Genomic DNA, 20,919 nt, shown 5'->3' on the forward strand with positions numbered 1-20,919 from the left:
GTGTTGACCCTTAGACAATACGGCGACGCCCCCGCCCGGAAACACTTCCGGGCGGGGGCGCCGCAGGTGAGGCTCGTTACGTTGCGCCTCGACGGCGCGACGCGGTCACGGCTCAGAGACCGAGGTCGACCTCGAACTCGCCGGCCTCCAGGATCGCCTTGACGGCCGTCAGGTAGCGGGCGGCGTCGGCGCCGTCCACCAGACGGTGGTCGTAGGAGAGCGCGACGTAGGTCATGTCGCGGATCGCGATCGTCTCACCCAGGTCCGGGTGGTTGATGACGACCGGACGGCGCACGGTGGCGCCGATGCCCAGGATGGCGACCTGGTTCGGGGGCACGATGATCGTGTCGAACAGCGCGCCGCGCGAACCGGTGTTGGAGATGGTGAAGGTCGCACCGGCGAGGTCGTCCGGCGTGATCTTGCTGGCGCGCACGGCGCCGGCCAGCTCCGCGGTCTTCTTCGAGATACCGGCGATGTTGAGGTCGCCCGCACCCTTGATGACCGGGGTCATCAGACCCTTCTCGGAGTCCACCGCGATACCGATGTTCTCGGTGTCGAAGTAGGTGATCGTGCCCTCGTCCTCGTTGATCCGGGCGTTGATGACCGGGTAGGCCTTCAGCGCCTGGGCGGCCGCCTTGACGAAGAACGGCATCGGGGAGAGCTTGACGCCCTCACGAGCCGCGAACGCGTCCTTGGCACGGGCGCGCAGCTTCATCAGCTTGGTGATGTCGACCTCGACGACCGAGGTCAGCTGGGCCTGGCCGTGCAGCGCCTTCATCATGTTGTCGCCGATGACCTTGCGCATGCGGGTCATCTTGACGGTCTGACCGCGCAGCGGGGAGACCTCGAGCGACGGGGCCTTCGAGGCGGCCGGGGCGGCGGCCGGAGCGGCCGGAGCCACGGCGGCGGCCTTCTTGGCCTCGGCGGCGGCGAGGACGTCCTGCTTGCGGATGCGACCGCCGACGCCCGAACCCTTCACGGCCGACAGGTCGACACCGTTCTCGGTGGCGAGCTTGCGGACCAGCGGGGTCACGTACGCGCCGTCCTCGGCCGGCGTGGCCGGAACCGGGGTGACGAGCGCCGGAGCGATCGACGGGGCGGCCGGGGCGACCGGGGCCGGGGCGGCCACGGGAGCGGCCGGGGCGACCGGAGCCGGGGCGGCGACCGGGGCGGCCGGAGCCACCGGGGCGGGCGCGGCGACCGGAGCCGGGGCGGCGGCGGGGGCGGCCGGGGCAGCCGGGGCGGCGGCGGCCGGAGCGGCACCCGCGGCACCGATGACGGCGAGCTTGGCGCCGACCTCGGCGGACTCGTCCTCGGCGACGACGATCTCCAGGAGAACGCCGGAGACCGGCGCCGGGATCTCGGTGTCGACCTTGTCCGTGGAGACCTCGAGCAGCGGCTCGTCGGCCTCGACGGTCTCGCCGACCGACTTCAGCCAGCGGGTCACGGTGCCCTCGGTGACGGACTCGCCCAGGGCGGGCAGCACGACGTCGGTGCCGGCGGCACCACCGGCGGCCGGAGCCGCGGCGGGGGCCTCGGCGACCGGCGCCGGGGCGGCCGGAGCCTCGGCCACGGGGGCCGGGGCGGCGGCCGGGGCCGGAGCGGCCTCGGCGGCCGGGGCGGCGGCCGGGGCCGGGGCGCCCGTGCCGTCGTCGATGATGGCCAGCTCGGCGCCGACCTCGACCGTCTCGTCCTCGGCGACCTTGATGGAGGCCAGGATGCCCGAGGCGGGGGCGGGGATCTCGGTGTCGACCTTGTCGGTCGAGACCTCGAGCAGCGGCTCGTCGGCCTCGACACGCTCACCCTCGGCCTTGAGCCAGCGGGTGACGGTGCCCTCGGTGACGCTCTCGCCGAGCGCCGGCAGGGTTACGGAAACCGACATGGTTTCAGTTGCTCCTAACGAATTGCGGAAAGTGGTCGTCGCGCCCTGTGATGACGGGAACCGTCAGTCGTGGGAGTGCAGAGGCTTGCCGGCCAGGGCCAGGTGGGCCTCGCCGAGCGCCTCGTTCTGCGTCGGGTGGGCGTGGATGAGCTGCGCGACCTCGGCCGGCAGCGCCTCCCAGTTGTAGATCAGCTGCGCTTCGCCGACCTGCTCGCCCATGCGGTCACCGACCATGTGGACGCCGACCACGGCACCGTCCTTGACCTGGACGAGCTTGATCTCGCCCGCGGTCTTGAGGATCTTGCTCTTGCCGTTGCCCGCCAGGTTGTACTTCAGGGCGACGACCTTGTCCGCACCGTAGATCTCCTTGGCCTTGGCCTCGGTGATGCCGACGGAGGCGACCTCGGGGTGGCAGTACGTCACCCGCGGCACGCCGTCGTAGTCGATCGGAACGGCCTTCAGGCCCGCGAGGCGCTCCGCGACGAGGATGCCCTCGGCGAAGCCCACGTGCGCGAGCTGGAGCGTCGGGACGAGGTCGCCCACGGCCGAGATCGTCGGCACGTTGGTACGCATGTACTCGTCGACCAGGACGTAGCCGCGGTCCATCGCGACGCCCTGCTCCTCGTAACCGAGACCGGCGGAGACCGGGCCGCGGCCGATCGCGACGAGCAGCACCTCGGCCTCGAAGGTCTTGCCGTCGGCCAGGGTGACCTTGACGCCGTTGTCGGTGTACTCGGCGCCCTGGAAGAAGGTGCCGAGGTTGAACTTGATGCCGCGCTTGCGGAACGCGCGCTCAAGAAGCTTCGAGCTGTTCTCGTCCTCGACCGGGACGAGGTGCTTCATGCCCTCGATGACCGTCACGTCGGTGCCGAAGGACTTCCACGCCGAGGCGAACTCGACGCCGATGACACCGCCGCCGAGGATGATCGCGGACTCGGGGACCCGGTCCAGGTTCAGCGCGTGGTCCGAGGTGATGATCCGGTTGCCGTCGATCTCCAGGCCGGGGAGCGACTTCGGCACGGAGCCGGTGGCGAGGAGGACGTGACGGCCCTCGACGCGACGGCCGTCGACGTCGACCGAGGTCGGGCTGGACAGGCGGCCCGTGCCCTCGATGTACGTGACCTTGCGGGAGGCGACGAGACCCTGGAGACCCTTGTAGAGGCCCGAGATCACGTCGTCCTTGTACTTGTGCACGCCCTTGATGTCGATGCCCTCGAAGGAGGCCTTGACACCGAACTGCTCCGCCTCGCGCGCCTGGTCGGCGACCTCGCCGGCGTGGAGCAGGGCCTTCGTCGGGATGCAGCCGTTGTGCAGGCAGGTGCCGCCGAGCTTGTTCTTCTCGATCAGTGCGACGTCCAGGCCCAGCTGCGCTCCGCGCAGCGCCGCGGCGTAACCGCCGCTACCGCCGCCGAGGATCACTAGGTCGAAAACGGTGCTGGCGTCGTTCGCCACGTCACGTCCTCCATGCATGTGCGCTCGTCGCCGGTCTTCCATGACCGGGCGGCGGCTGGTGTCCGGCCGCTTTATTTCGGCCCTGTGGTGGGGGCCCTGTCCTGCCGAGAACCCATCTTCGCACTTGTTGACGGACGACGGGACGCGGGGCCGTGCTCTGAGACGGCCGATCGTCCGTACGGCGGGCTCTCCGCAGCGTACGAAGGTACGGATTTCGTCGCGAGCGAACAGATGTCGAACAAACGGGTACGGCCCCGGGCGCGATGCCCGGGGCCGTACCGTCACGCCACGGCGCGGATGGCTCAGATCTCGCCGTCGGCGGTGCGCTCGGCCAGCTTGACCAGGGTGCGCACCGAGGAGCCGGTGCCGCCCTTCGGGGTGTACCCGTACGGGGCGCCCTCGTGGAAGGCCGGGCCGGCGATGTCGAGGTGGGCCCAGGTGATGCCCTCGCCGACGAACTCCTGCAGGAAGAGACCGGCGACCAGGCCGCCGCCCATCCGGACGCCCATGTTCGCCATGTCGGCGGTGGAGGAGTCCATGGACTTGCGCATGTCCGCGGGGAGCGGCATCGGCCAGGACTGCTCGCCGACCTCGTCCGCGATCTCGTGGATCGCGGTACGGAAGTCGTCGTCGTTGGCCATGATGCCGAAGGTGCGGTCGCCGAGCGCGAGGACCATGGCGCCGGTCAGGGTCGCCACGTCGACGATCGCGTCCGGGTGCTCCTCGGAGGCCTTGGTCAGCGCGTCGGCGAGGACGAGACGGCCCTCGGCGTCGGTGTTCAGGACCTCGACGGTCTTGCCGCTGTACATGTTCAGGACGTCACCCGGGCGGGTGGCGCTGCCCGACGGCATGTTCTCGGCGAGGGCGAGCCAGCCGGTCACGTTGACGGCGAGGCCGATGCGGGACGCCGCGACGACGGTGGCGAAGACGGCGGCGGCGCCGGCCATGTCGCACTTCATCGTCTCGTTGTGGCCGGCCGGCTTCAGGGAGATGCCGCCCGAGTCGTAGGTGATGCCCTTGCCGACCAGGGCGAGGGTCTTCTCCGCCTTCGGGTGGGTGTAGGCGACGCGGACGAGGCGCGGGCCGCGGACGGCGCCCTTGCCGACGCCGAGGATGCCGCCGTAGCCGCCCTTCTCCAGCGCCTTCTCGTCGAGGACCTGGACCTTGAGGCCGTGCTCCTTGCCGGCGGCCTGGACGGCGGCGGCGAAGGAGGCGGGGTAGAGGTCGTTCGGCGGCATGTTGATGAGGTCGCGGGCGCGGTTCATCTCCTCCGCGACGGCCTGGGCGCGCTCGGCGGCGGCCTTGTAGGCCTTGTCGCGCGGCTTGGCGCCGAGCAGGGCGACCTCGGCCAGCGGCTTCTTCGCGTCGGCGTTCTCCTGGTACGCGGTGTAGGCGTACGCGCCGAGCAGGGCGCCCTCCGCGATGGCGGCGGCGTCGTCGGGGGAGCCGATGGGCAGCGCGAACGCGGCCTTCTTCGTGCCGGCCAGGACGCGGGCGGCCACACCGGCGGCGCGGCGCAGGGTCTCGGCGCCGAAGGACTCGCCCTCCTCGGGGGCGGCACCCAGGCCGACGGCGAGGACGACGGGGGCCTTGAGGCCGGCGGGGGCGGGCAGCTTGGTCGCCTCACCCTCGGCACCGGAGGCGCCCAGGGTCTCCAGGACGGCGGCGAGCCGGCCGTCGAAGGCCTTGTCGACGGCCTCGGCGCCCGAGGCGACGACGAGCGTCTTCCCGGACTTCGCGACGCCGACGACGAGGGCGTCGGCGCGCAGCGTCGCCGCGCCGGCAGTGCTGAGAGTGAGAGCAGTCACGGTGGTGAAATCTCGCTTCCATTGAGTTCTGTGGCGGTCGAGGGATGGGCCGACCGTGCCCGCCGCATCGTATTTCGGCCCGGAGAGCGCCGAGAACGAGCCTACGCTCGCTCACCGCGTTCGCTCACGGCGGCAGGGATTCACTCATCCGTGGTGTCTCTTTCATGTTTACCCTTCCGGCTCGTCGCGCCCGGTCACACTCGCCTCATTCACGCAAGGACGCCACGCCGTCCTTCGCCTCATCTGCGACATCTCCACAGGTTCCGCCGGTCCGGGCGGGAGCCTGTCGAGGGGGGACACCCGTCATGGACTCCGACCGAATCCGTACGCCCAGAAGCGCATCCCGCGGCGCCCGCGCCGACCGCAGCGCCCGCGCCGACCGCACCGCGCCCCGCATAGGGAAGATCGCGGCCCTCGCCGCCGCCGCGCTGCTGGCCACCGTCGTCCCGTCCGCGCAGGCGGTCGCCGCGACGGCGCCCCGGATCGATCTCGCCGTGCTCGTCGTCGACGACGGCGGGAGCGCCGTCGGCGCGATCACCGCCGAGCTGAAGGGCTCCGGCGTCCCGTTCCGCCGGATCGACCTCAACGACCCGAACCGTCCCGTCCTCGACACCGCCTTCCTCAGCGACACGGTCGACGGCCGCCCCCGCGCCAAGTACCAGGGCGTCGTCCTGCCCCACGAGAGCGCCTTCGGCCCGGACTCCGCCGAGCACACCGCCCTCCGGACGTACGAGCGGACCTTCGGCATCCCGCAGGTCGACGCCTACACCTGGTCGCACCCCGGCGTCGGCCTCGACTACACCGACCAGGGCGGCTGGTCCGGTGTCCTCGACGGGACCACCGCCGCCGTCACCGCCGCCGGCCAGGCCGGGCCCTTCCGCTACCTCAAGGGGGCCGTCACCTTCGAGGACAACGACCCCTCGATCGCCGAGAGTTACGGCTACGCGGGCCGCCCCCGCACCGGCTACACCAGCTTCGTCGACATCCCGGTCGAGGGCGGCGGCCGGGCCAGCCTCGTCGGCGAGTACACCGCCGACGGCCGCCGCGAGCTCGTCGTCACCTTCGCCTACAACCAGTACCAGCGGCAGTTCCGCGCCCTCGCGCGCGGCATCGTCGAGTGGCTCACCCAGGGCGTCCACCTCGGCCAGAACCGCAGCTACCTCTCCGTCCACGTCGACGACGTCTTCGCCCCCGACGCCCGCTGGGACACCGCGCTCAACTGCACCCCCGGCGACTTCGACTGCGTCGGCGACGACGGCGAGGGCGTCAACCCGGTCCGCATGACCGCCGCCGACGCCCAGTACGCCGCCGCCTGGCAGAAGTCCTCCGGCTTCACCCTCGACATGGTCTACAACGGCGGCCAGGGCGAGCAGTGGAAGACCGAGCACGGCGGCACCGACGCGCTCACGGCCCAGCTGGTCGCCGACCGCGCCCAGTACCGCTGGATCAACCACACGTACACCCATCCCTTCCTCGGCTGCGTCCAGGACAACACCACCGTCCCCTGGCGGTGCGCCAAGGACACCTCCGGCAACACCCTCTGGGTCAGCCGCTCCGAGCTCTCCGGCCAGATCCGCGACAACCACAACTGGGCCGTCGGCAAGGGGATCTCCGTCGACCGCACCGAACTCGTCACCGGCGAGCACTCCGGTCTGAAGACCCTGCCCCAGCAGCCCGCCGACAACCCCAACCTGGCCGGCGCCCTCGCCGACAACGGCGTGAAGTGGCTGGCGAGCGACAACTCCCGCGAGCCGCAGCAGCGCACGGTCGGCACCGGTTCCTCCGCCGCGCAGACCGTCCCGCGCCACCCGATGAACGTGTACTACAACGTCGGCACCGCCGCCGAGATGGCCGACGAGTACAACTGGATCTACACCTCCCGCGCCGACGGCGGCAGCGGCATCTGCGAGTCCAACCCGGCCTCCACCTGCCTGCCCGCCCCGCTGGACACCGCGACCGGCTACGCCGAGCACATCGTCCCGCAGGAGGCCCGCACCGCCCTCTCCCACGTCCTCGGCAACGACCCCCGGCCGCACTACGTCCACCAGTCGAACCTGGCCGAGGAGCGCATCCTCTACCCCGTCCTGGACCGCGTACTGGCCGACTGCCGCGCCCTGTTCGCGGCCAACACCCCCCTGGTCAACCCGCGCCAGAAGGACGTCGGCACCGAGCTGAACCGCCGCGCCGCCTGGGACAAGGCCCTCGCCGAGGGCAAGGTCACCGCGTACCGCATCGGCACCGCGGTCACCGTCAAGGCCCCGGCCGGGGTCGACGCGCCCGTCACCGCCCCCGAGGGCACCCGCAAGCAGGCCCTGCTCGGCTCGACCGCCTTCGGCACGGCCTACGCGGGCACCCGCTCCGCCTGGACCGCGCCCGAACTGCTCCAGACCGCCATCACCCTCACGATCCCGACCGCCTGACGGCCTGACCAGCACGTTCTGGGGGGACACGCACATGCCGAGCAGTGGCCGTCACGTCACCATGCTCACCGAAGGCACCTACCCGCACGTCCACGGCGGCGTCAGCACCTGGTGCGACCAGCTCGTCCGAGGCATGCCCGAGGTCGACTTCGAGATCCTCGCCCTCACGGGCACCGGCCGCGAACCCGTCACCTGGGAGCTGCCGTCCAACATCACCCGGCACACCGCGTTCCCCCTCTGGGGCCATCCGCAGGGGCCGACGTCCGCCCGGTTCCCCGGAGCGCGTCGGCCCCTGCGGGGGCGCGAACACCGGGCCTTCCTCGACGCGTACGAGCGTCTGCTGCTCGCCCTCCTCGACCCGGAGGCCGGGTACGACTTCGGCGCGAGCCTGTACGAGCTCGCCGTCCTCGCCCGGCAGGGCCGGCTCACCGCCGCCCTCCGCTCCGAGCCGGCCCTCCGCTCGCTCATGTGGATCTGGACCATGCCGCACCTGCCGACGCTTGCGGCCAGGCCCACCGTCCACGACGCCCTCACCGCCACCGACCTGCTGGAACACGCCCTGCGACCGCTCGCCGCCCGGATAGCCCCCGGCGGTGTGGCGCACGCCGTCTCCAGCGGACTCGCCACCCTGCCCGCGCTCACCGCGCAGCACTTCGAAGGGGTGCCCTTCCTGCTCACCGAACACGGCATCTACCTCCGCGAGCGCTACCTCGGCTACCGCACCGACGCGCAACGCTGGCCCGTCAAGGCCCTCATGCTCGGCTTCTACCGCGAGCTCAACACGCTCGGCTACCGCAAGGCCGACCTCATCACCCCCTGCAACCAGTACAACCGGCGCTGGGAGGAGCGCGGCGGCGCCCCCGCCGACCGCATCCGCACCGTCTACAACGGCGTCGACCCGGCCCTCTTCCCCGAGGCCGGACCCGAGCCCGGGACCCCCACCCTCAGCTGGTGCGGACGCGTCGACCCCATCAAGGACCTGGAGACCCTGATCCGGGCGTACGCGATCTGCCGCGCCGAACTCCCCGTGCTCAGGCTCCGGTTGTTCGGTCCGGTCCCGGCCGGGAACGAGGACTACCGGACCCGCCTGGAGAAGCTCGCCGCCGAACTCGGCGTCGCCGACGGGATCACCTTCGAGGGCCGGGTCTCCGACGTCCCCTCCGCCTACGCGGCCGGCAACGTCGTCATGCTCTCCTCCATCAGCGAGGGCTTCCCCTTCTCCCTCATCGAGGCCATGTCCTGCGGCCGGGCGACCGTCTCCACGGACGTCGGAGGGGTGCGGGAGGCCGTCGGCGACGCCGGGCTCGTCGTCCCGCCCCGCGAACCGGCCGTCATGGCCGCCGCCGTCACGGCCCTCCTCCGGGACGACGCCCGCCGCGCCGAACTGGGCCGCCAGGCCCGTCAGCGGGTGATCGACCGCTTCACCCTCAACCGCTCGGTGGACGGATTCCGCCAGATCTACCGGGAGCTGGCGGGAGAGCCGTGCCTCCCGGAGGCCACCCCGAAGCTGACGATCCCGTCGCCCCGGCGCGCCCCGAAGACGGCCGCCGTCCCCGCGCAGACACCCGCGCCCGCCCTCGTCGCAGGAGGCACCCCCGCATGAGCGGCTCGCTCTGGCTGAAGCCCCCCGCGGCGGAGACCGTCCCCCTCCCGTCCGTCCCGCGCCCGCGTGACGGCGCGCCGACGGCCGCCGAGGGGACGGCCGTCGACCCGATCGACGAACTCACCGCCCGTCTCGACGAGTTCGTCGCCGAAGCCGTCCACCCCGACGAGATAGCCGCGCTCCTCGAATCCGACGGCATGACCGACGACCACATCCGCCTCACCTACGGCCGCGCCGACTCCTTCACGCTCGCCGAGGACCTCTACGCGCGCGTGGAGCGGCGCCACGCCCCGCCCGAGGCGCCCGACGGCCCGCCCTGGCACGCCGAGCTCGCCGGCTGCCTCCTGCGCGGCCTCGTCTTCGCGCTGCCCGGCCTCGCGTACGTCCTCGCCGCCCCCCTCATCCAAGGGGAACAGCAGCGGTACGGGCTCCCCGGAGGAACCATTCCCCTCCTGGCGGGGGCGGTCACCGGCTGGGTCTGGAACCAGACCCTGTCCCACCGCGCCTACACCTGGCTCGGCCTCGGCGACCGGGCCGCCGCCGCCCGCACCCTCCTCGTCGGCGCCCCGTCCGGCGCCCTCGCCGGAACGGCCGTCGCCCTCGCGACCTCCGCCCCCGGCGAGCTGCCCGCCGTCCTCTTCGGCGCCTGGCAGGGGTTCTACCTCGCCGCCGCGACCGTCCTCCTGGTCCTCGGCCGCGAACGGGCCCTGCTCTGCGCCCTGTCGCCGCTCGCCGGAGCCTTCCCCGCCCTCCGCTGGGACCTCCCGGCCCCGCTCCGCACGGGCCTGCTCCTCGCCTCGCTCGCCGCCGCCGCGGCCTTCGCCGCGCACGCCCTGCGGCCGGGCTTCGCGCGGGACGCGGCGGGCCGGGGCGGACCACCGCGCGCCGCCTCGCTCCCGTACGGCCTCTTCGGCCTCGGCAGCGGACTCCTCGTCCTCCAGGCGGGCGCCGGCGACTCCCTGGTCAGGGGGGCGGGGGCGGTCGTCGCCCTCACCGTCTCCATGGGCCCGGCCGAATGGCTGCTGCACCGTTTCCGGCACGAGAGCCTGGCCCGGCTGCGGACCCTGTCGACCGCGCGGGAGTTCGGCCGGGCGGTCACCGGCACCCTCGTCCTCTGCCTCGGCGGCTACCTCACCGTCCTCGTCGGCCTGACCCTCGCCGCGACCGCGGCCTGGCCGGGCGTGCCGATGCCGGAACTCCCGCGCGTGATCTCGCTGCTCCTCATCGGGGCCGTGCTCTGGCTGGGGCTGCTGCTCCAGTCCTTCGGCGCCGTGGCGGGCGCGGCGGCGGTGTGCCTGCTCGCCTCGGCGGCGCAGGCGGCCGCGCCCGCCGCGGGGCCGCTCACGACCGGGGGAGCGGCCGCCCTGCTCGGCCTGCTCACCTGTGCTCTGCTGGTACGACCGACCGCGCACCGCGCGTAAGGAGGAGACCGGACCCATGCCCGCATCCCTCCTGGTGCCGTTCTACGAGCACCCCGCCGACCGCCCCGAGGCCTGGTCGGCCCTGATCGAGGCCGCTCCCTCCCTGTACGGGGTCGTCGTCAACCCGGCGAACGGCGCGGGCGAGGCGCCCGACCCGGCGTTCACCGAGGCCGCCGAGCGGCTGCGGGCCGCCGGCGTCCGGGTCCTCGGGTACGTGGACACCGACTACGGCCGCCGCCCGCACGCCGAGGTCGTCGCCGACCTGCTCCGGCACCGGGACTGGTACGGGGCCGACGGGGCCTTCCTCGACCAGGTCGCGACCGCTCCCGCCGCCCTCGCCCACTACGGGCGGATCGCGGTCGCCGCCCGCGCCGCCGGGGCCGCGACCCTCGTCCTCAACCACGGGACCCACCCCGACCCGGGGTACGAGGAGCTGGCCGACCTCCTCGTCACCTTCGAGGGCCCCTGGGACACGTACCGGGCGCTCGACCTCCCGGTCGCCCCGCACTACTGCCACCTCGTCTACGCCGCCCCGCCCGGCGTCCGCCCCGCGACCCCGGTGCACTGCGCCGTGCCGGGCACGGGCGCGCACCCCTGGGGCACCCTTCCGTACCTCCTGGAGCCCGCCCGATGAGACCCGCCCGGCACCGACGCCCTCTCCCGCTCCTCGCGGCCCTGTTACTCCTCGCGACCGCCTGCACGGCCGCCCCCGACCACGACCCGAAGCCGGCGGACGCGCGCTGGCGGCCGAAGCCCGGCCTGGCCTGGCAGTGGCAGCTCAGCGGCCGTCTCGACCCGACGGTCGACGTCCCCGTGTACGACATCGACGGCTTCGACCACCCGGCCGCGACGGTGAAGGACCTGCACGACCGGGGCCGCAAGGTCATCTGCTACCTCTCCACCGGCGCCTGGGAGGAGTTCCGGCCGGACGCCGCGAAGTTCCCGAAGGAGGTCCTCGGCAAGGGGAACGGCTGGAAGGGCGAGCGCTGGCTCGACATCCGCCGCGTCGACGTCCTGGAGCCGCTCATGGCGGCGCGGCTCGACATGTGCCGGGACAAGGGCTTCGACGCGGTCGAGCCCGACAACATGGACGGCTACCTCAACCCCACCGGCTTCCCCCTCACCGGGGCCGACCAGCTCCGCTACAACCGGCTGATCGCCCGCATGGCCCACGAACGGGGTCTCGCCGTGGGCCTCAAGAACGACCTGGACCAGATCCCCAGGCTCCTCGCCGACGTCGACTTCGCGGTGAACGAGCAGTGCGCCGAGTACGACGAGTGCGGCCGCCTCGCCCCGTTCGTGGCGGCGGGCAAGGCGGTGTTCCACGTCGAGTACGAGCTGACGAACGACCAGTTCTGCCCGCAGGCACGGAAGCTGGGCCTCAGCTCGATGAGCAAGAAGTACGCACTCGGGGTCTGGCGGAAGGCCTGTTAGACGGCGGCCTGTCAGACGGCGGGCCCCAGCGTCAGCGCGACCAGCGCGACCGTCGCCGCCGTCTCCTCCAGCGCGCCGAACACGTCGCCGGTCACCCCGCCGAACCGTCGCACGCAGCGCCGCAGCAGCAGCGCCGCCGCCCCCAGGGCCGCGCCGGTCGCCACCACGTTGCGGACGGCGTCGTACGGGGAGAGGAGCAGGCCCGCCGCCGCGACGGCGACCAGGGTCAGCCCGGTCGCGATCGTGGCCGAGCGGACCGGGACCGTCGCCGCGACGATCGCGCCGAGGCCCTCGGGCCGGGCCGGGGGAACGCCGTGGCGGGAGGCGTGGGTGAGGGCGAGCCGGGCGACGGTCGCGGCCAGGGCGGCGCCGATCGTGCCCTGCGCCCACCCGTCCCCGTACAGCTCGTACAGGGCGGCGACCTGCGCGAACAGGACGAGGACGAGGGCGATCACGCCGAACGGGCCGATGTCCGACTGCTTCATGATGCGCAGCGCGTCCTCGGCGGGCTTCGCGCTGCCGAGGCCGTCCGCCGTGTCCGCGAGGCCGTCGAGGTGGAGGCCGCGGGTGAGCACGGCGGGAGCGGCGACGGCGGCGACGGCGGCGAGCAGCGGCCCCGAGCCGAGCAGCAGGAACGTGCCGCCGAGCGCGGCGGCGGCGAGGCCGACGGCCAGGCCCGCGAGCGGCGCGCAGAGCATGCCGGCGCGCGCCGCGCCCCGGTCCCAGCGGGTGATGCGGGCGGGAAACACCGTCAGAGTGCCGAAGGCGAAACGCAGGCCGTCCATCCGGGCAGGGTAATCGGCGATCACGGACGGTAGATTTCTCATATCGCACATATCGGAACGGGGTGGCATGGGTCACTGGTTCGCCCGCAACATCGTCGAGCCGGGAAAGCTCCCGACGCTGCTCGCTCTGACCTCCTTCGTCCTGACATTCCTGGTCACCCGGACCGTCACCCGCCTCATCAGGGCGGGCAAGGGCCCGTTCAGGAACGTTTCCTCAGGCGGGCTCCACATCCATCACGTGGTGCCCGGCGTCGTCCTCGCCGTCATCGGCGGCTTCGGCGCGGTGGGCAGCGGCCGGCACGGGCTCGGCGCCGCCGTCTTCGCCGTCGTCTTCGGGATCGGCGCGGGGCTCGTCCTCGACGAGTTCGCGCTCATCCTCCACCTCGACGACGTGTACTGGACGGACGACGGCCGCAAGAGCGTCGAGGCGGTGGTGCTCACCGCCTCCCTCGTCGGCCTCGTCCTCAGCGGCTTCTCCCCGCTGGGCGTCGACGACCTGACCGCCGAGGAACGCGCGGACCGGACGACCTTCCTGCTCAGCCTCGCGGTCAACTTCCTCTTCGTCCTCACCGCCCTGGTGAAGGGGAAGTTCCGCACGGCCGTCTTCGGCACCCTCATCCCGTTCGTCGCGATCTTCGGGGCGGTACGGGTCGCCCGCCCCGGCTCCTGGTGGGCCCGCCGCTTCTACCGCCGCCGCAAGCACGCGCGGGCCCGCTCGATACTCCGCGAGTACCGGCACGACAAGCGCTGGACGAAGCTCCGGCGCCGCTTTCAGGACCTGATCGGCGGCTTCCAGGAGCGCGTCCCCGGCGGGGGCTCCACCCCTTCCTGACCCCGCTCGCGCCAGGCCTGGACGGCGATCAGGACGAGGACGCCCACGATGGCCGCGAGGTGCTCCTTGCCCGCGAGGTTCGGCTTGACGATCACCTCGACGACCATCGCCACGACCACCGCGCCCCCGGTCCACCAGGCCCGGTAGCGCCAGCAGACGTAGACGGCGAGCCCCACGACGGCCGCCGAGGGCCCGGTGTCGACGACCAGCGCGTCCGAGGCCGGGAGCCCGAGGACGCTCTCGGGCCCGAGGGCGATGCCCACGCGCGCGTACAGCGTCCCGCACAGCGTCGCCAGATAGGCGACGGCGAGCGTCCGCCACCGTCCGAGGCAGATCTCGGCGATCCCGAACACGAGCAGGACCTGCGCGAGCGCGCCCCAGACGGGCAGGTCGAGCGCCGGGACGAAGAGCGAGAGGGGCGTACGGAGCAGGGCGAGCCACAGCGGGTCCTCGGCGCGGACGGAGCCGATGTCCTGGACCGGCTGGTAGCCCCACTCCTGGTTCTGGACCACCTGGAACGCGGCCGTCAGACAGACGGCCGCGAGCGTCATCGCGACCGCCCGCCACCCCCGCTCGGCGAGGGCGGCCCGGACGGTCCCGAACAGCGGACCCCACTCGCGCCGGGCGAAGGCGCCGACTCTCCCGGAGGCCCCGCTCAACGGCCGCTCTCCAGATGCTTGCGGTGCAGCCACTTCGGCAGCCCGGGGGCTTCGAGGAAGCCCTCGGCGCGGCCGGCGGCGATGCCGATGCGCGGCAGGTCGGCGCTCTTCTCGAAGAGCATGAAGCGCGGCTCCCAGATCGGTCGGTACTTGGCGTTGGCGCGGTACAGCGACTCGATCTGCCACCAGCGGGAGAAGAAGCTGAGCAGCGAGCGCCACACGCGCAGCACGGGTCCCGCCCCGAGCTTCGAGCCGCGTTCGAAGACGGAACGGAACATCGCGAAGTTCAGCGAGACCTGGGTGATCCCGATCTCCTTCGCCCGCTGGAGGAGCTCGATCACCATGAACTCCATCAGGCCGTTCTCGGAGTCCCGGTCGCGGCGCATCAGGTCGAGCGAGAGCCCCTTCGGCCCCCAGGGCACGAAGGAGAGCAGCGCCCGCAGATCGCCCTTGTCGTCCGTGCACTCCAGCATCACGCAGCGCCCGTCGCGCGGGTCCCCGAGCCGGCCGAGGGCCATCGAGAAGCCGCGCTCGGTGGCCCCGTCCCGCCAGTCGTCGGCCTTGCGGAGCAGCTCGGCCATCTCCTCGGCCGGGATGTCCTCGTGGCGCCGGATCCTGACCTCGTACCCGGCCCGCTTGACCCGGTTGAACGCCTGCCGGACCGTGCGCATCGCCCGGCCGTCCAGCGTGAACTCGTCGGTCTCCACGATCGCCTCGTCCCCCAGCTCCAGGGCGTCCAGGCCGTGCCGGGCGTAGATGACCCCGGCCTCCTCGCTCGCGCCCATGACGGCCGGGATCCAGCCGTGCTCGCGGGCCTCGGCGAGCCACGGCTCGATCGCGCCGGGCCAGGCCTCCGGGTCGCCGATCGGATCGCCCGAGGCGAGCGAGACCCCGCCGACCACCCGGTAGGCGATGGCCGCCTTCTCGCTGGGCGACCACACGACGCTCTTCTCGCGGCGCAGCGCGAAGTAGCCGAGGGAGTCCCGGTCGCCGTACTTGTCGAGGAGCGTCCGCAGCCGTTCCTCGTCCGCCTCGGTCAGCGGGTCGACGGCCCGCCGCGAGCGGAAGGCGGCGAAGAGCACCGCGAAGAGCAGCAGCGTGGACATCACGTTGATGGTGACGTCGACCCAGCCCGGGGTGCTGATCCCGGCGTAGCCCGAGTCGTCGACGGCCAGGGTGATCAGCCGCATCACGCCGTACCGCCAGCGCTCCAGGAAGGTGGAGTGCTCGGTGGAGGTGTTGGTGACGGTCACCAGGACAGCGGCGAGCAGCGAGGTGACGAGCAGCCCGCCGATCGCCACGATCGCGGCGAGCAGCGGGTTGGAGCGGTCGCCCTTCGCGTAGAACTCCCTGCGGCCGAGCAGCAGCGCGAGGACGAAGGCGGCGGTCAGGCCGAGCGAGACCCAGTTCTGGGCGTGCTCCCGGATCTCCGGGAAGAACATCACGAGGGCGAAGAGCAGCAGGAAGAGCCCGGCGAGGACGAGGTTGAGGATCCACGCGGCCCGTTTCCTGCGGCGCATGGTGATCGCCATGAAGAGCGTGAAGACGCCGGAGGCGAAGCCCGCCGTGAGCATGTACGGGGTGAAGAAGTCGTCCTCGTTGTGCCGGCGCAGATCCTGGCCGAACGACACCCAGACGGCGCTCAGGAAGTTGATGAACGTGACGACGCGCAGGTACCAGACGGCGAACGCGGCACTGCGCCGCGAACGGACGGTGGAACCCCGGGGCGCTGACTCCCGGGAGGCCGAGCCTCGGTGCGCTGATTCGGCGGACAAACGGACCTCTCCCATGAAAAGCGATCATATGGGGCACCGCTGGCCGCGCGGAGACGCCGGAGGCGGCCGTGCGCGCGTCGCGCACACGGCCGCCTCCGGAGCAGTCAGGTTTTCCTCCCGCTCAGACCTCTTCGGCCGCCTCCGCGTCCGGAGTGGTCTGATCCGGTCGCTCGGGCAGCTCCGCGGCGAGGGCCGCGGCGGCCTGGACGAGGGGAAGTGCGAGCAATGCCCCGGTTCCCTCACCCACATGGACGCCGTGATCGAGCAGAGGGTTGAGTGCCATCCGGTCCAGCGCCTTCGCCTGCGCCGGCTCCCCGCTCACCTGCCCCGCCAGCCACCAGTCCGGCGCGCGGAACGCCGCCCGCTGCGCCACCAGCGCGCAGGCCGCGCCCACGACCCCGTCCAGGATCACCGGCATCCGCCGCACCGAGGCCTGGAGCAGGAAGCCCGTCATCGCCGCCAGGTCCGCGCCGCCGACCGCCGCGAGCAGCTCCAGCTGGTCACCGAGGACCGGCCGGGCCCGCCGCAGCGAGTCCCGGACCGCCGCGCACTTGCGCATCCACGCCAGGTCGTCGATCCCGGCGCCGCCCCGGCCGGTCACCACGGAGGCGTCCGTCCCGCACAGGGCCGCGATCAGCGTCGACGCCGGGGTCGTCCCGCCCACGCTCAGGTCCCCGAGCACCACCAGATCGGTGCCCGAGTCCGCCTCCTCGTCGGCGATCGCCATGCCGAGCCGCACCGCCGCCTCGGTCTCCTCGGCCGTCAGCGCGTTCTCCACGTCGATCCGGCCGCTGCCGCGCCGCACCCGGTGGCGTACGACATCGGCCGGCAGCAGCTCCGGCTCGCAGTCGACACCGGCGTCCACGACCCGCACCGGCACGTTCATCGCACGGGCGAGCACGGCCACCGGGCTCGACCCGTCGACCACCGCGCGCACCAGCTCGTGCGCCGTCCCCGCCGCCCGGCCCGACACGTCGAGCGCGGCGACCCCGTGGTCGCCCGCGAAGAGCACGACCCGCGGCTGCTCGATCGCCCGCACCTTGACCGTCGCCTGCGCCGCGGCCAGCCACTCGCCCAGTTCGTCGAGACGCCCGAGCGCCCCCGGCGGCACGCTCAGCCGCTCGCGGCGCTCCTCGGCGTCACGCCGGATCCCGCCGTCGGGGCGCTCGATCAGATCGGAGAAGTCGTCCAGGTTCAAGGGGTTCCGCCTTGTGGCAATCGGCGAGGGCCGTCAGGGATATCGGTGATCGGAACCCTACCCGCGCAGCACGACCGCCTGTCCGGCGACCACGAGGAGAACCTCCTCGCACTCGTCGGCGAAGGCCGCGTTGAGCCGCCCCAGCTCGTCCCGGAACCGCCGCCCCGCCGGGGTCGCGGGCACCACACCCGACCCGACCTCGTTGGTCACGGCCACCACGGTCCGCCGGGTGGCCCGCACGGCGGCGACGAGCTCGGCGGTCCGCTCCCGCAGGGCGGCCTGCCCGCCGTCGGCCCACCGCTCGTCGTCCCAGGCGCCGACCTCGTCCATGACGTGCGTCAGCCACAACGACAGACAGTCGATGAGCAGCGCGCCCCCGTCGTCCTCCCGCAGCAGCGGGACGAGCTCGGTGGTCTCGGCCGTACGCCACACCCCGGGCCGCCGCTCCCGGTGCAGGGCCACCCGCTGGTCCCACTCGGCGTCCCCCTCCCGGGTGCCCCCGGTGGCCACGTACAGCACCTCGGGGAAGCTCTCCAGCCGCCGCTCGGCCTCGACGGACTTCCCGGACCGCGCCCCGCCCGTCACGAGCGTGCGCCGGGGCACGTCGGGCACCTCGTGGTAGTCGCCGACGTACAGCGTCGTCCCGTCCGGAACGGCCCTGGCCCCCGCCGCCGCGAGCCGCCGGTCCAGCTCGGCTCCGGTGGGCGCGTCGTGGTCCAGGTGCACGGCGACGACCTCGGTCGCCGGACCGACGGCACCGGTCGCCCGCAGCCGGGCGAGCCCGTCGGGCCGGCCGGTCACGTCGGCGACGACCATGTCGTACGGGACGGCCTGCCCGTCCGGCAGCCCGGCGGGAGCGCCCCCGGGCGGCAGGTACAGCAACCGCAGCCCTTCCGCCGAGGTCACCTCGTACCCCGTCCCCGGGGAATCCATCGCGACGGCCCGCACCCGGTGCCCGCTGATCAGCGTCAGCTCCCGCCCGTCCGGCACCCGCCCGGCCGTCGGCAGCCCGGCGGGCACCTCGACGGCGGGCCCGTCGTGCGGGTGGGTCAGCAGCACCTGCCGTACGCCGACGAGCGAATGTCCGGAACGGGCGGCGGCGAGGGCGGCCCCCGGCGTCAGATCGAGCAGCAGGGCCCCGTCCACGAGCAGCGCGGTGGCGGCCCGCGTACGGGTCCCGCGGGAGAGCGCGCACACGGCGCAGGGGCATTCGGGGCGGGGGAGCCCGAGGGGGGCGCCGGTGCCGAGCAGAGTCAGTTCCACCCTCAGATCCTCCCGCGCCACCGCGAGCCGTGCGCGCCCGGCTACGCTGCGGGCAGGAAACCGATCACCGGTGAGCGCCTGGAGGCGGACATGGCATGGACGTGGCGGTTCGAGAAGGCCGACGGCACGGAGGTCGAGCCCTCGGTGACGCCCGAGGAGTTCAGCACGCAGAGCGACGCCGAGAGCTGGCTCGGCGAGTGCTGGCGCGACCTCCTGGGCGGCGGCGCCGACCAGGTGACCCTCTCGGAGGACGGCACCAAGATCTACGGCCCGATGCCCCTGAACGCGGAGGCCTGACCCCCGGGGGCGCCGCGCCCGGACCGGCGCGGCGCCCCACCGCCTCGCGTGTGGCGCGGCTCGGCGGTGGGTGGCTCGGCCCGGCGGTGGGCGGCTCGGCGGTGGGCGGTCTACATCTCGCCCAGGGTCACGTCCGCCTTGTGGGTCTGCGTGCCGCGGACGTACGCCACCGTCACCACGTCCCCCGGCCGCCGCGAGGCCAGCGCCTCCGACAGGGACGTGATCGTCGTGATCTCCGTGTCGCCGAACCGGGTGATCACGTCACCCGGCTTCAGGCCCGCCTTGCCCGCCGCCCCCTCCGGCGGCGCCTCGACCACCGCCACCCCCGCCGGGTTGTAGTCGTCGTCGAGGACCGTGCGCCCGGTGATGTTGAGCGCCGCCCGCCCCGAGTCCGTCACCTTCCCGTCCTTGATGATCTGGTCGGCGACCGTCTTCACCATGGACGCGGGGATCGCGAAGCCGATCCCGGGGGCCGAGCCCCCGCCCAGCTCGGGGTCGGTCGCCGCGAGGGTCGGGATGCCGATGACCTCGCTGTCGAGGTTCACGAGCGCGCCCCCGCTGTTGCCGGGATTGATCGCCGCGGACGTCTGGACCATGTTCCCGATGGTCGCGCCGGTGCCCCCGCCCGTACGCCCCTCGCTCACCGTGCGCCCGGTCGCCGAGACGATGCCCTGGGTGACGCTGCCGGAGAGCCCGAGGGGGGAGCCCATCGCGAGGACGATCTGCCCCATGTCGACGGCGGCGGAGTCGCCGAACCTCGCCGCCTTCAGCCCCTGCGGCACGGTGGTCAGCCTGATCACCGCGAGGTCCTGCTCGGGGTACGAGGAGACGAGCCGCGCGTCCACCGGCTGCCCGCCCGTCGCGGCGGTGACCTTGAAGGTCTTCTCCTCGCCGACGACGTGCGCGTTGGTGACGATGTGCCCCTTGTCGTCGTAGACGACCCCGGACCCGAGGCTGCTCGACGCGTCGATCTGGACGACCGACGGCAGGACGTCCTTGATGACGGCCTGGTAGTCGTCCTGGAGGTCGTTGGCGGCGAGGGGCGCCGCCGCCTGGGTGGACCGGGCGGGCCCGGCCGGGTCGCCGTCGGCGGAACAGCCGACGGCCAGCGCGGCGGCACAGATCCCGGCGGTCAGGGGCAGCAGGAGGCGCCGGGCGCGCGTACGGGCGCGAGTACGGGTGCGGGCATGGGCACGGGGTACGTCCATGTTCCGGAGTATCGATTCGCCCGGGCCCGCGGGCGCGCCGAGCGCACCCGATCAGGTCCCGTCCCCGGCGGGGGCCTCAGCCTCGCACGCCGCACAGGTGCAGCAGCGCCGCCACCCGGCGGTACGGCTCCGTCCGCCCGGCCCGTTCCTCCGCGGCGAGCAGCCGGTCCAGCTCCTCGGCGGCCGGCAGGCCCGTCTCGGCGGGGACGCCGTCGGTGAAGACCCGCACCCCGTACCAGGCGTGCAGCGGCGCCGCGATGCCCGCGAGGGTGGACGTCAGGGCGTCGAGCCGGTCGGCCCGCACCTTCACCCCGTCGTCGTCGGTGTAGACGTCGCTGTCGAAGCTCGCGAGCGCCCCGGACCAGTCGCCGGCGAGCCCCGGGCGCATGGAGAGCGCCTCCGCGTTCCGTACGACCAGGGAGAGCAGGCCGCCGGGGGCCAGCATCCGGGCCAGACCGGCGAGCAGGGCGTCGGGCTCGTCCGCGTACATGAGGACGCCGTGGCAGAGGACCACGTCGAAGCTGCCCGGCAGGAAGTGGACGCCGGTCTCGCGGCCGTCGCCCTCGATCATCCGGACCCGCTCGCGGATCCCGGCGGGCTCCGTCGCGAGCGACTCGCGCGCCGTCTTCAGGAGCTCGGGGTCGGCTTCGAGGCCCGTCACCGTGTGCCCGGCACGGGCCAGCCGCAGCGCCTGGGTGCCCTGTCCCATCCCGGCGTCGAGGATCCGCAGCCGCTGCCCGACGGGATAGCGGGCGGATATCTGCTCGTCGAGCTGGCGCGCGATGAGCTCCTGCCGGATGGTGTCGCGCAGCCCGCCGTGCCCGGCGGGCCAGTGCACGACGACGGGCAGCACGGGGCCGCCCGTCACCGACGCGTCGACGC

General features: G+C 73.3%; 17 protein-coding genes. 7 read left to right on the plus strand and 10 right to left on the minus strand.

Annotation, left to right across the window (positions count from 1 at the left end; all coding sequences use genetic code 11):
• Positions 1 to 112 precede the first annotated feature (112 nt).
• From sucB to ACFC0Z_RS22170, 3 genes are all read right to left on the minus strand, one after another.
• Positions 113 to 1,882 carry a 2-oxoglutarate dehydrogenase, E2 component, dihydrolipoamide succinyltransferase gene (gene sucB / locus ACFC0Z_RS22160; protein ID WP_376440557.1) on the minus strand — a complete coding sequence of 590 codons (1,770 nt, stop codon included), beginning with the start codon at positions 1,880 to 1,882 and terminating at the stop codon, positions 113 to 115.
• Between the two features lie 63 nt (positions 1,883 to 1,945).
• On the minus strand, positions 1,946 to 3,334 hold the full coding sequence (gene lpdA / locus ACFC0Z_RS22165; RefSeq protein WP_376440560.1) for a dihydrolipoyl dehydrogenase: 1,389 nt from the start codon (positions 3,332 to 3,334) through the stop codon (positions 1,946 to 1,948).
• A 302-nt stretch (positions 3,335 to 3,636) separates the two neighbouring features.
• Complete coding sequence (locus tag ACFC0Z_RS22170) at positions 3,637 to 5,142, minus strand: leucyl aminopeptidase (protein WP_376440563.1); 1,506 nt, start codon at positions 5,140 to 5,142, stop codon at positions 3,637 to 3,639.
• Positions 5,143 to 5,447: 305 nt separating this feature from the next.
• Between ACFC0Z_RS22170 and ACFC0Z_RS22175 the strand changes: the two genes are divergently transcribed.
• The 5 genes from ACFC0Z_RS22175 to ACFC0Z_RS22195 are packed head-to-tail and all read left to right on the plus strand — an operon-like array spanning position 5,448 to position 12,020.
• Positions 5,448 to 7,562 carry a hypothetical protein gene (locus ACFC0Z_RS22175; RefSeq protein WP_376440566.1) on the plus strand — a complete coding sequence of 705 codons (2,115 nt, stop codon included), beginning with the start codon at positions 5,448 to 5,450 and terminating at the stop codon, positions 7,560 to 7,562.
• Positions 7,563 to 7,596: 34 nt separating this feature from the next.
• Positions 7,597 to 9,165, plus strand: coding sequence for a GT4 family glycosyltransferase PelF (gene pelF / locus ACFC0Z_RS22180; protein WP_376440569.1), 1,569 nt, complete (start codon positions 7,597 to 7,599; stop codon positions 9,163 to 9,165).
• Positions 9,162 to 10,586, plus strand: coding sequence for a hypothetical protein (locus ACFC0Z_RS22185; RefSeq protein WP_376440572.1), 1,425 nt, complete (start codon positions 9,162 to 9,164; stop codon positions 10,584 to 10,586). The genes pelF and ACFC0Z_RS22185 overlap by 4 nt, the downstream gene beginning before the upstream one ends.
• A 16-nt stretch (positions 10,587 to 10,602) precedes the next feature.
• Positions 10,603 to 11,220: a spherulation-specific family 4 protein gene (locus tag ACFC0Z_RS22190; RefSeq protein WP_376440574.1), complete on the plus strand. Its 618-nt coding sequence runs from the start codon at positions 10,603 to 10,605 to the stop codon at positions 11,218 to 11,220.
• The gene (locus ACFC0Z_RS22195) at positions 11,217 to 12,020 is read left to right on the plus strand and encodes an endo alpha-1,4 polygalactosaminidase (RefSeq protein ID WP_376440577.1); all 804 of its coding nucleotides are present in this window, start codon (positions 11,217 to 11,219) and stop codon (positions 12,018 to 12,020) included. Before ACFC0Z_RS22190 ends, ACFC0Z_RS22195 begins: the two co-directional genes overlap by 4 nt.
• An 11-nt stretch (positions 12,021 to 12,031) precedes the next feature.
• Here the strand turns inward: ACFC0Z_RS22195 and ACFC0Z_RS22200 are convergent, their stop codons facing one another.
• Positions 12,032 to 12,805 (minus strand): adenosylcobinamide-GDP ribazoletransferase, encoded by a 774-nt coding sequence (locus ACFC0Z_RS22200; RefSeq protein WP_376440581.1) that lies wholly within the window; start codon positions 12,803 to 12,805, stop codon positions 12,032 to 12,034.
• Between the two features lie 67 nt (positions 12,806 to 12,872).
• On the opposite strand from ACFC0Z_RS22200, the gene ACFC0Z_RS22205 reads away from it, so the two are divergent.
• On the plus strand, positions 12,873 to 13,637 hold the full coding sequence (locus ACFC0Z_RS22205; RefSeq protein ID WP_376440584.1) for a hypothetical protein: 765 nt from the start codon (positions 12,873 to 12,875) through the stop codon (positions 13,635 to 13,637).
• Here the strand turns inward: ACFC0Z_RS22205 and ACFC0Z_RS22210 are convergent.
• The 4 genes from ACFC0Z_RS22210 to ACFC0Z_RS22225 form a co-directional block, all read right to left on the minus strand.
• A complete protein-coding gene (locus tag ACFC0Z_RS22210) occupies positions 13,577 to 14,296 on the minus strand; it encodes a hypothetical protein (protein WP_376440587.1) in 720 nt (239 codons plus the stop codon). The two genes, ACFC0Z_RS22205 and ACFC0Z_RS22210, sit on opposite strands and share 61 nt — an antisense overlap.
• A complete protein-coding gene (locus tag ACFC0Z_RS22215; RefSeq protein WP_376440590.1) occupies positions 14,293 to 16,086 on the minus strand; it encodes a phosphatidylglycerol lysyltransferase domain-containing protein in 1,794 nt (597 codons plus the stop codon). The genes ACFC0Z_RS22210 and ACFC0Z_RS22215 overlap by 4 nt, the downstream gene beginning before the upstream one ends.
• A 106-nt stretch (positions 16,087 to 16,192) precedes the next feature.
• Positions 16,193 to 17,269 (minus strand): nicotinate-nucleotide--dimethylbenzimidazole phosphoribosyltransferase, encoded by a 1,077-nt coding sequence (cobT, locus tag ACFC0Z_RS22220; protein WP_376440593.1) that lies wholly within the window; start codon positions 17,267 to 17,269, stop codon positions 16,193 to 16,195.
• 57 nt (positions 17,270 to 17,326) lie between these two features.
• A complete protein-coding gene (locus tag ACFC0Z_RS22225; RefSeq protein ID WP_376440596.1) occupies positions 17,327 to 18,532 on the minus strand; it encodes a bifunctional adenosylcobinamide kinase/adenosylcobinamide-phosphate guanylyltransferase in 1,206 nt (401 codons plus the stop codon).
• A 90-nt stretch (positions 18,533 to 18,622) separates the two neighbouring features.
• Between ACFC0Z_RS22225 and ACFC0Z_RS22230 the strand changes: the two genes are divergently transcribed.
• Positions 18,623 to 18,829 (plus strand): hypothetical protein, encoded by a 207-nt coding sequence (locus ACFC0Z_RS22230; RefSeq protein WP_376440599.1) that lies wholly within the window; start codon positions 18,623 to 18,625, stop codon positions 18,827 to 18,829.
• Between the two features lie 110 nt (positions 18,830 to 18,939).
• Here the strand turns inward: ACFC0Z_RS22230 and ACFC0Z_RS22235 are convergent, their stop codons facing one another.
• Positions 18,940 to 20,037 carry a S1C family serine protease gene (locus ACFC0Z_RS22235; protein ID WP_376440602.1) on the minus strand — a complete coding sequence of 366 codons (1,098 nt, stop codon included), beginning with the start codon at positions 20,035 to 20,037 and terminating at the stop codon, positions 18,940 to 18,942.
• 76 nt (positions 20,038 to 20,113) lie between these two features.
• The gene (locus ACFC0Z_RS22240) at positions 20,114 to 20,890 is read right to left on the minus strand and encodes a class I SAM-dependent methyltransferase (RefSeq protein ID WP_376440603.1); all 777 of its coding nucleotides are present in this window, start codon (positions 20,888 to 20,890) and stop codon (positions 20,114 to 20,116) included.
• Positions 20,891 to 20,919: the final 29 nt, after the last annotated feature.

Origin of the sequence: Streptomyces sp. NPDC056144 (assembly GCF_042264145.1) — a bacterium.
Taxonomy (GTDB): domain Bacteria; phylum Actinomycetota; class Actinomycetes; order Streptomycetales; family Streptomycetaceae; genus Streptomyces.

Bases quoted from the DNA above. Each gene is read 5' to 3' on its own strand.
- sucB (WP_376440557.1), bottom strand. From the start codon at position 1,882: ATGTCGGTTTCCGTAACCCTGCCGGCGCTCGGCGAGAGCGTCACCGAG.
- ACFC0Z_RS22175 (WP_376440566.1), top strand. From the start codon at position 5,448: ATGGACTCCGACCGAATCCGTACGCCCAGAAGCGCATCCCGCGGCGCC.
- pelF (WP_376440569.1), top strand. From the start codon at position 7,597: ATGCCGAGCAGTGGCCGTCACGTCACCATGCTCACCGAAGGCACCTAC.
- ACFC0Z_RS22185 (WP_376440572.1), top strand. From the start codon at position 9,162: ATGAGCGGCTCGCTCTGGCTGAAGCCCCCCGCGGCGGAGACCGTCCCC.
- ACFC0Z_RS22190 (WP_376440574.1), top strand. From the start codon at position 10,603: ATGCCCGCATCCCTCCTGGTGCCGTTCTACGAGCACCCCGCCGACCGC.
- ACFC0Z_RS22195 (WP_376440577.1), top strand. From the start codon at position 11,217: ATGAGACCCGCCCGGCACCGACGCCCTCTCCCGCTCCTCGCGGCCCTG.
- ACFC0Z_RS22200 (WP_376440581.1), bottom strand. From the start codon at position 12,805: ATGGACGGCCTGCGTTTCGCCTTCGGCACTCTGACGGTGTTTCCCGCC.
- ACFC0Z_RS22205 (WP_376440584.1), top strand. From the start codon at position 12,873: ATGGGTCACTGGTTCGCCCGCAACATCGTCGAGCCGGGAAAGCTCCCG.
- ACFC0Z_RS22215 (WP_376440590.1), bottom strand. From the start codon at position 16,086: ATGGGAGAGGTCCGTTTGTCCGCCGAATCAGCGCACCGAGGCTCGGCC.
- ACFC0Z_RS22230 (WP_376440599.1), top strand. From the start codon at position 18,623: ATGGCATGGACGTGGCGGTTCGAGAAGGCCGACGGCACGGAGGTCGAG.
- ACFC0Z_RS22235 (WP_376440602.1), bottom strand. From the start codon at position 20,037: ATGGACGTACCCCGTGCCCATGCCCGCACCCGTACTCGCGCCCGTACG.